At 56.7% G+C, this 12,364-nt stretch carries 11 protein-coding genes; 7 read left to right on the top strand and 4 right to left on the bottom strand.

Annotated elements, in window-relative coordinates; genetic code table 11:
* Positions 1-16: 16 nt before the first annotated feature.
* Together pyrE and rph are read right to left on the bottom strand one after the other, a co-directional pair.
* Positions 17-658 carry an orotate phosphoribosyltransferase gene (gene pyrE / locus HB664_RS03850; RefSeq protein WP_010426430.1) on the bottom strand — a complete coding sequence of 214 codons (642 nt, stop codon included), beginning with the start codon at positions 656-658 and terminating at the stop codon, positions 17-19.
* Positions 659-725: 67 nt separating this feature from the next.
* Positions 726-1,442, bottom strand: coding sequence for a ribonuclease PH (rph, locus tag HB664_RS03845; protein ID WP_010426431.1), 717 nt, complete (start codon positions 1,440-1,442; stop codon positions 726-728).
* A 125-nt stretch (positions 1,443-1,567) separates the two neighbouring features.
* On the opposite strand from rph, the gene HB664_RS03840 reads away from it, so the two are divergent.
* Positions 1,568-2,431, top strand: coding sequence for a YicC/YloC family endoribonuclease (locus HB664_RS03840; protein WP_219940378.1), 864 nt, complete (start codon positions 1,568-1,570; stop codon positions 2,429-2,431).
* 205 nt (positions 2,432-2,636) lie between these two features.
* Positions 2,637-3,254, top strand: coding sequence for a trimeric intracellular cation channel family protein (locus tag HB664_RS03835; RefSeq protein ID WP_219940377.1), 618 nt, complete (start codon positions 2,637-2,639; stop codon positions 3,252-3,254).
* A 2-nt stretch (positions 3,255-3,256) separates the two neighbouring features.
* On the opposite strand, the gene ligB is transcribed toward HB664_RS03835, so the two are convergent.
* Complete coding sequence (gene ligB / locus HB664_RS03830; RefSeq protein WP_219940376.1) at positions 3,257-4,927, bottom strand: NAD-dependent DNA ligase LigB; 1,671 nt, start codon at positions 4,925-4,927, stop codon at positions 3,257-3,259.
* A 251-nt stretch (positions 4,928-5,178) separates the two neighbouring features.
* Here ligB and gmk point away from each other — a divergent pair, with 251 nt between their 5' ends.
* From gmk to recG, 5 genes are read left to right on the top strand one after another with little or no spacing between them, the layout of a single operon-like run.
* Positions 5,179-5,802, top strand: a complete 624-nt coding sequence (gene gmk / locus HB664_RS03825; protein WP_010426438.1) for a guanylate kinase — start codon at positions 5,179-5,181, stop codon at positions 5,800-5,802.
* A gap of 54 nt (positions 5,803-5,856) precedes the next feature.
* On the top strand, positions 5,857-6,132 hold the full coding sequence (gene rpoZ, locus HB664_RS03820) for a DNA-directed RNA polymerase subunit omega (protein WP_000135058.1): 276 nt from the start codon (positions 5,857-5,859) through the stop codon (positions 6,130-6,132).
* Positions 6,133-6,151: 19 nt separating this feature from the next.
* The gene (spoT, locus tag HB664_RS03815; RefSeq protein WP_023309883.1) at positions 6,152-8,266 is read left to right on the top strand and encodes a bifunctional GTP diphosphokinase/guanosine-3',5'-bis pyrophosphate 3'-pyrophosphohydrolase; all 2,115 of its coding nucleotides are present in this window, start codon (positions 6,152-6,154) and stop codon (positions 8,264-8,266) included.
* 4 nt (positions 8,267-8,270) lie between these two features.
* The gene (gene trmH / locus HB664_RS03810) at positions 8,271-8,960 is read left to right on the top strand and encodes a tRNA (guanosine(18)-2'-O)-methyltransferase TrmH (protein ID WP_193138764.1); all 690 of its coding nucleotides are present in this window, start codon (positions 8,271-8,273) and stop codon (positions 8,958-8,960) included.
* Between the two features lie 3 nt (positions 8,961-8,963).
* Complete coding sequence (gene recG / locus HB664_RS03805) at positions 8,964-11,045, top strand: ATP-dependent DNA helicase RecG (RefSeq protein WP_039263520.1); 2,082 nt, start codon at positions 8,964-8,966, stop codon at positions 11,043-11,045.
* Between the two features lie 2 nt (positions 11,046-11,047).
* Here the strand turns inward: recG and gltS are convergent, their stop codons facing one another.
* Positions 11,048-12,250: a sodium/glutamate symporter gene (gene gltS / locus HB664_RS03800; RefSeq protein WP_219940375.1), complete on the bottom strand. Its 1,203-nt coding sequence runs from the start codon at positions 12,248-12,250 to the stop codon at positions 11,048-11,050.
* Positions 12,251-12,364: the final 114 nt, after the last annotated feature.

Raw genomic sequence — 12,364 nt, 5'->3', positions numbered from 1 at the left:
CCACCGGGCAATTTAATTACACCCCGAACTCTTCCCGGTACGCACGTACCGCCGCCAGATGGTCCGCCATCTCGGGCTTCTCTTCCAGATACGCAATCAGGTCTTTCAGGGTAATAATCGACGTCACTTTGCAGCTGTAATCGCGTTCGACTTCCTGAATAGCGGAAATTTCACCGCGACCACGCTCCTGACGATCCAGAGAAATCAGCACGCCAGCAAGCGTCGCGCCGTTGGCCTGAATAATCTCCATCGATTCACGGATCGCCGTACCCGCGGTAATCACGTCATCGACCAGCATGACGCGGCCCTGCAGCGCGCTGCCGACCAGATTCCCGCCTTCACCATGGGTTTTGGCCTCTTTGCGGTTAAAGCAGTACGGCACGTCGCGGTCATGGTGTTCCGCCAGCGCCACCGCGGTGGTGGTCGCAATCGGAATGCCTTTATAGGCCGGGCCAAACAGCAGGTCAAAATCAATCCCGGAATCCACCAGCGCTTCGGCATAGAAACGGCCTAACAGTGCCAGATCGCGCCCGGTATTAAACAGCCCGGCGTTGAAGAAATAGGGACTTTTACGCCCGGATTTCAGCGTAAATTCGCCAAACTTAAGTACCTGCTTGTTAAGCGCAAACTCAATAAACTGGCGCTGATACGATTTCATGGATTTGCTCCTTTGGTTTTTCTGTCTTACAGGCAAAAAAAAGGCGACTCATTGGTCGCCTTTAAAATCAATTTTCTAACGCCGCTTTCTGCGTCGTTACAATGGATTCGATTCCCCCTCGGGCCAACGCCAGCAGGGAGAGAAGCTCTTCGTGGGTGAACGGCTCGCCTTCCGCCGTGCCCTGCACCTCAATGATGCGACCATCTTCGGTCATCACCACGTTCATGTCGGTTTCGGCTGCGGAATCTTCAACGTATTCCAGATCGCAAAGCGCTTCGCCGTTAACGATACCGACAGAAACCGCCGCAACCATGCCTTTCATTGGGTTGGTTTTCAGCTTACCGGCCGCAACCAGCTTGTTCAGGGCATCGGCCAGCGCCACGCAGGCGCCGGTAATGGACGCGGTACGCGTACCGCCATCAGCCTGAATCACGTCGCAATCGAGAGTGATGGTGAATTCGCCAAGGATTTTCAGGTCAACGGCGGCGCGCAGCGCACGCGCGATCAGACGCTGAATCTCCATGGTACGACCGCCCTGCTTACCCTTTGCCGCTTCACGGGCATTACGGGTATGGGTCGCACGCGGCAGCATGCCGTATTCTGCGGTGATCCACCCCTGGCCCTGACCTTTCAGGAAGCGCGGAACACCTTCTTCGATGGAGGCGGTGCACAGCACTTTAGTGTCACCAAACTCAACCAGCACGGAGCCTTCAGCGTGTTTTGTATAGTTACGGGTCAGGGTGACGGGACGCACCTGGTTGGCGCTACGACCTGATGGACGCATGATGGATTCTCCGGCTTGAAACGAATGTGGCTGCGCATTATACGGATAAAGGACGCTTATTCCTATCCTGAGAAGCCCCCGAAAGCTATAATCCCCCCATCTCTCCTTTAAAAACGGGAATGTCTATGATCCGCAGTATGACCGCCTACGCCCGGCGTGAAATCAAGGGTAGCTGGGGTAGCGCCACATGGGAAATGCGCTCGGTAAACCAGCGTTACCTGGAAACGTATTTCCGTATGCCGGAGCAGTTCCGCAGCCTTGAGCCTGTCGTACGTGAACGTATCCGTACGCGTCTGACGCGCGGAAAAGTTGAATGTAACCTTCGCTTTGAGCCTGATGCGAGCGCACAGGGCGAGCTCATCCTCAACGAAAAACTGGCAAAACAGCTCGTGAATGCGGCGAACTGGGTCAAAATGCAGAGCGATGAAGGCGAAATCAACCCGGTTGATATTCTGCGCTGGCCTGGCGTCATGGCCGCCGGTGAGCAGGATCTGAACGCCATTGCCGCTGAAATCCTGGCAGCTCTCGACGGCACGCTGGACGACTTTATCGTTGCCCGCGAAACCGAAGGCCAGGCGCTGAAAGCGATGATTGAGCAGCGTCTTGAAGGCGTGAGCACCGAAGTTGCCAAAGTCCGCACCCATATGCCAGAAGTGCTGCAATGGCAGCGCGAGCGCCTTGTCGCCAAACTGGAAGAAGCGGAAGTTCAGCTGGAAAACACCCGCCTGGAACAAGAGCTGGTGCTGATGGCGCAGCGTATCGATGTCGCTGAAGAGCTGGACCGTCTGGAAGCGCACGTTAAAGAAACCTACAACATTCTGAAGAAAAAAGAAGCTGTGGGCCGCCGTCTGGACTTTATGATGCAGGAGTTCAACCGCGAGTCGAACACCCTGGCGTCTAAGTCGATCAATGCAGAAGTGACGAATTCAGCGATTGAGCTGAAAGTGCTGATTGAACAGATGCGCGAGCAGATCCAGAACATCGAGTAATGCCTTTCGGGTGGTGTCGAATGCACCACCCATTACTATTTCTAATCCATCTCAACGCCCATTTTGTCGCTTTACCGCCTTTCATCAAGCTTTCTCTATAGAACTTGATAAAAATTTTTAGGGCAAACTGGCTCGCCTTAGAAAATCTCAATCGTGATCTTGCGCACAAATCGCTAACCTCCCCCGCGTTCACACCGGAGGGTATATGCTGCTTCACATCCTTTATCTCATTGGCATCACCGCAGAAGCCATGACCGGCGCACTTGCCGCCGGACGTCGCCGTATGGATACCTTCGGCGTGATCATTATTGCTACGGCGACCGCGCTGGGCGGCGGTTCCGTGCGCGATATCCTGCTTGGCCATTACCCGCTCGGCTGGATTAAACACCCTGAGTATGTGATTATTGTTGCGACGGCCGCCGTGTTAACCACCATCGTGGCGCCCGTTATGCCCCATCTTCGCCGCCTGTTCCTGGTGCTTGATGCGCTGGGGCTGATCGTCTTTTCGATCATCGGTGCGCAAATCGCGCTCGATATGGGGGAAGGACCGGTTATCGCCACCATTGCCGCCGTGATCACGGGCGTATTCGGCGGTGTGCTGCGCGATATGTTCTGCAAACGCATCCCCCTGGTCTTTCAAAAAGAGCTGTATGCCGGCATCTCCTTTGCGGCAGCGGTGCTCTATATCGCCCTGCAGCATTACGTTTCAAATCATGATGTGGTGGTCATCTCGACGCTGCTGTTTGGCTTTACGGCCCGCATGCTGGCGCTGCGTCTGAAGCTCGGGCTGCCCGTTTTTCATTACAAACACAGCGCCCACTAGCTTCAGAACCCGTTGATGTGCTGTTCAGCGAGCCATTTCGCCAGCACATCAATCTGAGGCGCGTGAATCCAGTTAACGATTTGTCGCGCTTTCTCCTCTCCCGTTCCCGGCAGGGTCTGCCAGTCCTTTGCGTTGCGCCCGCTCATCTTCTGCCACGATATGTCTCCCATCGCCTTCAGCGAAGCCTGGGTCAATGGCACACCCATTGCCATGAGCCAGCGGATAAACGGCTTCTCGCGCACCAGATTAAATCGGTGCCAGAGCGCCAGCCCGCGTGCTGAGGAAAACCCCGGTGTAGCCTGCAGCTGCGCCTGCGTTAATAACAGCCATGAAAAGAGATGTTCAAAGCGATGTGCCTGCCAGAGGGTCCGCCAGCCTGACTCACCTAATCCTTCAATATCAAGTACCTGCTTTGAACTGAGCCAGGTTAGCCGGGCAAAGAACTGCTCCATACACTCCGGCGAAGCATAGAAACAGCTAAGAGCATGATAGCGTGAGGCCGGAGGCTCTGGTTTATGTCTGTCCGTTCCGCGCCAGAGCACCTTATCAAACCGGGGGATACCCTGCCCGGCCAGGCTAATCTGTATCTGATCCCCCGGAGCAATATCCAGACTCTGCCAGCGCCCAACCGAGCCCAGACTCACCCGCTGCACCTGTTTATCATCCAGTTGTACGGGTTCCAGCGCTGCTACAACAGAAATTTTGCCCGTGCGCCCCACGGAAAAATGAATATCGCTCACCTCAGCAACCTGGGCTGCGGGAGGATATTTCCACGCGACAACCCAGCGGCCTTCTCCCGGTAACCACTCTTCGCCCGCAGGTTCATCTTCCGAACGCACCACAATGCCATCCGTGGCAAAGGGTAATGCGGTCACGTGCCAGTCCGCGCGCTGTTTCTCGACGGCATCGACAGATTCGGCGGGTAGCGTATACCGTGCCGACAGCGTAAAACCGGCCTGAGACAGTTCAGCTAAAGATGTACGCATATCTTTCGGTCCGTCCGGCCAGGCCCAGATGAATACGCCGATCTTGCTCAATAGCGAGTTATCCTTTTGCCGCATCATCGCCCCCGCCACCTTTGCGCGAGCGTTCATTCCGCCCAACTGGCTCTGAATGTGGTTGTCGCGTAGCCAGTAAAGCTCGCCCTGCAAGACGCTATTCGCCAGCGCGCCGGTGAGATTTTGCGGAACAGACGGGATTAAACGTACCTTCCCGGTCCAGTCTTCCCCTTTGAGGCCATCACCGCGACTGATGGCCTGGGTTAACTTTCCGTTGCGATAGACCAGCGTCACCGCCACACCGTCAACTTTGGGCTGCAGCCACAGATGTTGTCGGACACGCATCCACTGTCTCAACTCCTCTTTGCTGGTCACCTTATGCACACCCGTGTGGGCAACGGGATGTTTTACGCTTCCCGTCAGCGCCGGGAATTTCTCTTCTGAAGGCTCACTGCCAAAACAGCGCTGCCACTGCGTTAACCGCCCATGAAGCTGGTCGTAAACCTCGTCGCTGATCTCACTCACGCCCTGCTTCCAGTAGGCCTCATCCCAGCGTTTGATTTGCGCGCTTAACGACGCCATCTCTTTTTCTGCTTTTGCCTGCGACCACACCGGACACACCGCCGCGCCATAGCCACACCACAACAGCATTAACCCGCTTATCCATCGCCACATCGCTACCCCTCCTTTTCATTGCAGGAGGTATACCCGGATGCCTGAAACAACGCTAACAGCAACGTTTCACAATGCGAGACGCTATCCGGTGTTTCTTTTGGTTGCTGAAAACCACAGATAAAACCTGAAAACGGCACGCAAAATTCAATAATCCAGGGGAAAAAGTGTGACAAAGGCTACGTCACACGGCGGTGACGTGTATAATAAGCCCGTATGTAGGACTTCTTCGTTAACACATACAAAAGACTCTCATGGCTCAAGGCACGCTTTATATTGTTTCTGCCCCTAGTGGCGCGGGTAAATCCAGCCTTATTCAGGCACTGTTAAAAACCCAACCGTTGTACGACACACAGGTTTCTGTTTCTCACACCACGCGAGCGCCGCGTCCGGGTGAAGTGCACGGTGAACACTATTTCTTTGTGGATCACGACGAATTCAGAGCGATGATCGGCAGAGACGCGTTTCTTGAACACGCTGAAGTATTTGGTAATTACTACGGTACCTCGCGTGAAACCATTGAGCAGGTTCTGGCCACGGGCGTGAATGTGTTCCTGGATATCGACTGGCAGGGCGCACAGCAAATTCGTAAGAAAATGCCTGATTCGCGCAGTATCTTTATTTTACCGCCATCGAAAGATGAGCTGGATCGCCGCCTGCGTGGCCGCGGTCAGGACAGCGAAGAAGTGATCGCAAAGCGTATGGAACAGGCTGTTGCAGAAATGAGCCATTACGCGGAATATGATTACCTTATTGTGAATGATGATTTTGATGCCGCACTGAGCGATCTCAAAACCATTCTTCGTGCAGAACGTCTGCGTATGAGCCGCCAGAAGCAGCGACATGACGCATTAATCACCAAACTGTTGGCAGACTGAACCCACTTTCAGTATCATGCCCAGTCATTTCTTCACCTGTGGAGCATTTTAAGTATGGCACGCGTAACTGTTCAGGACGCTGTAGAGAAAATTGGTAACCGTTTTGACCTGGTGCTGGTCGCCGCGCGTCGCGCTCGTCAGATGCAGGTAGGCGGTAAAGATCCGCTGGTACCGGAAGAAAACGATAAAACCACCGTTATTGCACTTCGCGAAATCGAAGAAGGTCTGATCAACAACCAGATCCTCGACGTGCGTGAGCGCCAGGAGCAGCAAGAGCAGGAAGCCGCAGAACTGCAGGCCGTAACCGCTATTGCTGAAGGTCGTCGTTAATTAAACCTGCGGGTCGCCCTTGTATCTGTTTGAAAGCCTGAATCAACTGATTCAAACCTACCTGCCTGAAGACCAGATTAAGCGTCTTCAGCAGGCGTATCTCGTTGCACGTGACGCTCACGAGGGCCAGACACGTTCAAGCGGTGAACCCTATATCACGCACCCTGTAGCGGTGGCCTGTATTCTGGCCGAGATGAAACTCGACTACGAAACGCTGATGGCCGCTCTGCTGCATGACGTGATCGAAGATACCCCTGCCACTTATCAGGACATGGAACAGCTGTTTGGCAAAAGCGTTGCCGAACTGGTGGAAGGGGTCTCTAAGCTTGATAAGCTGAATTTCCGCGACAAGAAAGAGGCGCAAGCCGAAAACTTCCGCAAGATGATTATGGCGATGGTGCAGGATATCCGCGTCATTCTCATCAAACTCGCTGACCGTACCCACAACATGCGCACGCTGGGCTCACTTCGCCCGGATAAACGTCGCCGCATTGCCCGTGAAACCCTCGAAATCTACAGTCCGCTGGCGCACCGTTTAGGTATTCACCACATTAAAACCGAGCTGGAAGAGTTGGGTTTTGAAGCGTTGTACCCGAACCGCTATCGCGTGATTAAAGAGGTGGTGAAAGCCGCACGCGGTAACCGTAAAGAGATGATTCAAAAAATCCTCTCGGAAATTGAAGGGCGCTTACAGGAAGCGGGAATTCCGTGCCGCGTCAGCGGTCGCGAAAAACATTTGTACTCCATCTACTGCAAAATGGTGCTCAAAGAGCAGCGTTTTCACTCGATCATGGATATCTACGCCTTCCGCGTAATTGTCCACGACTCGGACACCTGCTATCGCGTGCTGGGGCAGATGCACAGCCTCTACAAACCGCGTCCGGGCCGCATGAAAGATTACATCGCCATTCCAAAAGCGAACGGCTATCAATCTTTGCACACCTCGATGATCGGGCCACATGGCGTACCTGTTGAGGTGCAAATTCGCACCGAAGACATGGACCAGATGGCAGAGATGGGTGTTGCCGCACACTGGGCGTATAAAGAGCACGGTGGCGAAAGCAGCACGACCGCACAAATCCGCGCCCAGCGCTGGATGCAAAGCCTGCTGGAGCTTCAGCAGAGTGCGGGTAGCTCGTTTGAATTTATCGAGAGCGTTAAATCCGATCTCTTCCCGGATGAGATTTACGTTTTCACCCCAGAAGGTCGCATTGTCGAACTGCCTGCGGGCGCAACGCCGGTCGACTTCGCCTACGCCGTGCACACCGATATCGGGCATGCCTGCGTCGGCGCGCGCGTCGACAGACAGCCTTATCCGCTGTCTCAGCCGCTCTCCAGCGGCCAGACGGTAGAAATTATTACCGCGCCGGGCGCACGTCCGAACGCGGCCTGGCTGAACTTTGTCGTGAGCTCCAAGGCACGCGCCAAAATTCGCCAGCTGCTGAAAAACCTCAAGCGCGATGATTCCGTCAGCCTGGGGCGTCGCCTGCTCAACCACGCGTTGGGCGGTAGCCGTAAGCTGGCTGAAATTCCGCAGGAGAACGTACAGCGTGAGCTGGAGCGCATGAAGCTTGCGTCGCTTGACGACCTGCTGGCAGAGATTGGCCTCGGCAACGCCATGAGCGTGGTGGTGGCGAAGAATCTGCAGCAAGGCGACACGACAGCGGTGCCTGCAACCACGCAAAGCCACGGACACCTGCCGATTAAAGGCGCAGACGGGGTGCTGATCACCTTCGCAAAATGCTGTCGTCCAATTCCTGGCGACCCGATTATTGCGCATGTCAGCCCGGGTAAAGGGCTGGTTATCCACCACGAGTCCTGTCGTAACATTCGCGGCTACCAGAAAGAAGCCGAGAAGTTTATGGCGGTCGAGTGGGATAAAGAGACCGCGCAGGAATTTATCACCGAAATTAAGGTGGATATGTTCAACCATCAGGGTGCCCTGGCGAACCTGACGGCAGCGATCAACACGGCTTCATCCAACATTCAGAGCCTGAATACGGAAGAAAAAGATGGCCGCGTGTACAGCGCCTTTATTCGTCTGACCGCCCGCGACCGCGTGCATCTGGCGAATATTATGCGCAAAATCCGCGTCATGCCGGACGTGATTAAAGTCACCCGAAACCGAAACTAGGTTTATGAATTCACAACGTTATGCACGTATCTGCGAAATGCTCGCCAGGCGTCAGCCTGACCTGACGGTCTGCATGGAGCAGGTGCATAAACCTCATAACGTCTCTGCTATCGTCCGTACCGCAGATGCCGTCGGTGTGCATGAAGTGCACGCCGTCTGGCCGGACGGCCGTATGCGCAATACGGTCTCGGCGGCGGCAGGCAGCAACAGCTGGGTGTCTGTCAAAAATCATCACACCATTGGCGAAGCCGTATCGCACCTGAAAGGGCGCGGGATGCAGATCCTCGCCACTAACCTGTCCGCTAAAGCCGTAGATTTCCGCGAGATCGACTACACCCGCCCGACCTGCATTTTGATGGGTCAGGAGAAAACCGGGATCTCCCGGGAAGCGCTGGATCTGGCGGATCGTGACATCATCATTCCGATGATCGGCATGGTGCAGTCTTTGAACGTCTCCGTGGCGTCCGCGCTCATTCTGTATGAAGCGCAGCGCCAGCGCCAGAACGCCGGGATGTACGAGCGCAGCAACAGCATGCTGCCGGAAGATGAGCAGCAGCGCCTGCTGTTTGAAGGTGGTTATCCGGTGCTGGCTCGCGTTGCGAAGCAGAAAAAATTGCCTTACCCCCACGTCAACGCGCAGGGCGAAATTGTAGCCGATGCCGAGTGGTGGGCCACCATGCAGTACGCCGGGTAAGCGATGAAAGGCCGCCTGCTGGATGCTATCCCGCTTAACAGCCTGACGGGCGTGGGCGCGGCGCAAAGTAATAAGCTGGCAAAAATTGGCCTGCACACCGTTCAGGATCTCCTGCTTCACCTCCCCCTGCGTTACGAAGACCGTACCCAGCTCTACAAGATTGGCGATCTTCTTCCCGCCATTTACGCCACCGTTGAAGGCGAAGTCCTGAACTGCAACATCACCTTCGGCGGACGCCGGATGATGACCTGCCAGATCAGCGACGGTACCGGCATTCTCACCATGCGTTTTTTCAACTTCAGCGCGGCGATGAAAAACAGCCTGGCGACGGGCCGCAGGGTGCTGGCCTATGGCGAAGCCAAACGCGGGAAATACGGCGCAGAGATGATCCACCCGGAGTACCGCGTGCAGGGCGATCTCAGCACGCCGGAAATGCAGGAGACGCTTACCCCGGTTTACCCGACAACCGAAGGCATCAAGCAGGCGACGCTGCGCAAGCTCACCGATCAGGCACTGGAGCTGCTGGATACCTGCGCCATTACCGAGCTGCTGCCGCCCGAGCTGGCGCAGGGCATGATGAGCCTGCCCGAGGCGCTGCGCACCCTGCACCGCCCGCCGCCAACGCTGCAGCTCAGCGATTTAGAAAGCGGCAAACACCCCGCACAACAGCGTCTTATCCTTGAGGAATTACTGGCCCATAACCTGAGCATGCTGGCGCTTCGCGCGGGCGCGCAGCGTTTCCACGCTCAGCCGTTAAGCCAGAATGATGCGCTCAAAGATAAGCTGCTGGCCTCTCTGCCGTTTAAGCCCACCGGCGCGCAGGCGCGCGTCACCGCCGAGATTGAACGCGATATGGCGCTCGACGTGCCGATGATGCGCCTGGTTCAGGGCGACGTGGGCTCCGGTAAAACGCTGGTTGCCGCCCTGGCGGCCCTGCGCGCGATTGCTAATGGTAAACAGGTGGCGCTGATGGCGCCGACCGAGCTGCTGGCTGAACAGCACGCCAACAATTTCCGCGCCTGGTTTGCGCCGCTCGGAATTGAAGTGGGCTGGCTTGCCGGGAAGCAAAAAGGCAAAGCGCGCCTTGCGCAACAGGAGGCTATTGCCAGCGGGCAGGTGCAGATGATTGTCGGCACGCACGCCATCTTCCAGGAGCAGGTGCAGTTTAACGGTCTTGCGCTGGTGATAATCGACGAGCAGCACCGCTTCGGCGTGCATCAGCGTCTGGCGCTCTGGGAAAAAGGCCTGCAGCAGGGCTTCCACCCGCACCAGCTGATCATGACCGCCACGCCGATCCCGCGCACCCTGGCGATGACCGCGTACGCCGATCTGGATACCTCCACCATCGACGAACTGCCGCCGGGCCGTACGCCGGTCACCACGGTCGCCATTCCCGACACGCGCCGCAGCGATATCATTGACCGCGTGCGCAACGCCTGCACCCAGGAAGGGCGTCAGGCCTACTGGGTCTGTACGCTGATTGAAGAGTCTGAACTGCTGGAAGCACAGGCTGCCGAAGCAACGTGGGAAGAGCTTAAGCTGGCGCTGCCCGAGCTGAACGTGGGTCTGGTTCACGGACGCATGAAGCCCACCGAAAAACAGGCGGTGATGCAGTCGTTCAAACAGGGTGATTTGCATCTGCTGATTGCCACCACGGTGATCGAAGTCGGCGTGGACGTCCCCAATTCCAGCCTGATGATCATCGAAAACCCGGAGCGTCTCGGCCTTGCCCAGCTCCACCAGCTGCGCGGGCGCGTCGGCCGCGGCGCGGTTGCGTCCCACTGCGTACTGCTCTACAAAGCCCCGCTTTCCAAAACCGCCCAGATGCGGTTGCAGGTGCTGCGCGACAGCAACGACGGTTTTGTGATTGCGCAAAAAGACCTGGAGATCCGCGGCCCGGGCGAACTGCTGGGCACGCGTCAGACGGGTAACGCGGAGTTCAAAGTAGCGGACTTGCTGCGCGATCAGGCCATGATCCCCGAGGTTCAGCGCCTCGCCCGCCATATTCATGAACGCTACCCCGAACAGGCGGCAGCGTTAATTGAGCGCTGGATGCCGGAAACCGAGCGGTATTCCAACGCCTGATCTCAGGCAAACATCGGCAGCATCAGGTACAGCTTGATCACTAGCGCGTTCACGATATCAATAAAGAACGCCCCAACCATCGGGACCACCAGAAACGCCATGTGCGATGGCCCGAACCGTTCGGTGATCGCCTGCATGTTGGCGATAGCCGTTGGAGTGGCCCCCAAACCAAACCCGCAGTGACCCGCCGCCAGCACCGCCGCATCGTAGTTTTTGCCCATCATACGCCAGGTCACGAACATGGCGTACAGCGCCATAAACAGCGCCTGTACCGCCAGAATCGCCACCATCGGCAGCGCCAGCGAGGCCAGCTCCCACAGCTTGAGGCTCATCAGCGCCATCGCCAGGAACAGCGACAGGCAGACGTTGCCCAGCACCGATACCGCCCGTTCAAACACGCGGTAGACGCCCATCAGCGCCAGACCGTTGCTCAGGATCACCCCGATAAACAGCACGCAGACAAACGTCGGCAGTTCAAACGCGGAACCCGCCAGCCATTGCGCAACCACTTTGCCCGCGGTCAGGCAGATGGCGATCGTCGCGATAGTTTCAATCAGCACCAGCGAGGTGATGCTGCGGCCAACGTCCGGCTTTTCGAAGGCGGTCGGCACCAGCTCATCGTCCGGCCTGCCGTTCGGCGTGGTGGAGTGCTTAACCAGATACCGCGCCACCGGGCCGCCAATCAGGCCACCCAGCACCAGGCCAAAGGTCGCACAGGCCATCGCCACTTCCGTCGCGTTTTCAAACCCATAGCGCTCGATGAACAGCTTGCTCCACGCGGCCCCGGTTCCGTGACCGCCCGAAAGTGTAATCGACCCCGCCAGCAGACCCATCAGCGGATCCAGCCCCAGCAGCGTTGCCATGCCGATGCCAATGGCGTTTTGCATCAGCAGCAGCCCCACCACCACAATCAGGAATACGCCGAGCACCTTACCGCCCGAGCGCAGGCTCGCCAGGTTGGCATTCAGGCCGATAGTGGCAAAGAAGGCCAGCATCAGCGGATCTTTCAGGGACATATCAAAATCGATTTCCCAGCCCATGCTTTTTTTCAGTAACAGCAGGGCCAGCGCCACCAGCAGGCCACCGGCGACAGGTTCAGGAATGGTGTATTTCTTCAGAAGGGAAACGCTATGTACCAGCTTGCGACCAAGCAGAAGAACCAGCGTTGCGGCAACAAGGGTCGACAACGTATCGAGATGAATCATAAAAGGCTCCTGTTATGCGCGTGTTCCATACACACGCGGCGTTATCCTGGGCCGGTTTGCGCTCTTCATGAGCCCCCGGCGCAAAAAGTGTAATTTTTTTTCCCCACGCGTTGT

The sequence above is a fragment of the Enterobacter sp. DNB-S2 genome (genome assembly GCF_019443845.1).
GTDB lineage: Bacteria > Pseudomonadota > Gammaproteobacteria > Enterobacterales > Enterobacteriaceae > Enterobacter > Enterobacter asburiae_B.
This window is presented reverse-complemented; position numbering and strand designations above follow the sequence as displayed.

Excerpts from the sequence above, each read along its gene's own strand:
- trmH (WP_193138764.1), top strand. The coding sequence starts at position 8,271 with ATGAATTCACAACGTTATGCACGTATCTGCGAAATGCTCGCCAGGCGT.
- HB664_RS03835 (WP_219940377.1), top strand. The coding sequence starts at position 2,637 with ATGCTGCTTCACATCCTTTATCTCATTGGCATCACCGCAGAAGCCATG.
- ligB (WP_219940376.1), bottom strand. The coding sequence starts at position 4,927 with ATGTGGCGATGGATAAGCGGGTTAATGCTGTTGTGGTGTGGCTATGGC.
- HB664_RS03840 (WP_219940378.1), top strand. The coding sequence starts at position 1,568 with ATGATCCGCAGTATGACCGCCTACGCCCGGCGTGAAATCAAGGGTAGC.
- recG (WP_039263520.1), top strand. The coding sequence starts at position 8,964 with ATGAAAGGCCGCCTGCTGGATGCTATCCCGCTTAACAGCCTGACGGGC.
- gltS (WP_219940375.1), bottom strand. The coding sequence starts at position 12,250 with ATGATTCATCTCGATACGTTGTCGACCCTTGTTGCCGCAACGCTGGTT.
- gmk (WP_010426438.1), top strand. The coding sequence starts at position 5,179 with ATGGCTCAAGGCACGCTTTATATTGTTTCTGCCCCTAGTGGCGCGGGT.
- rpoZ (WP_000135058.1), top strand. The coding sequence starts at position 5,857 with ATGGCACGCGTAACTGTTCAGGACGCTGTAGAGAAAATTGGTAACCGT.
- rph (WP_010426431.1), bottom strand. The coding sequence starts at position 1,442 with ATGCGTCCATCAGGTCGTAGCGCCAACCAGGTGCGTCCCGTCACCCTG.
- pyrE (WP_010426430.1), bottom strand. The coding sequence starts at position 658 with ATGAAATCGTATCAGCGCCAGTTTATTGAGTTTGCGCTTAACAAGCAG.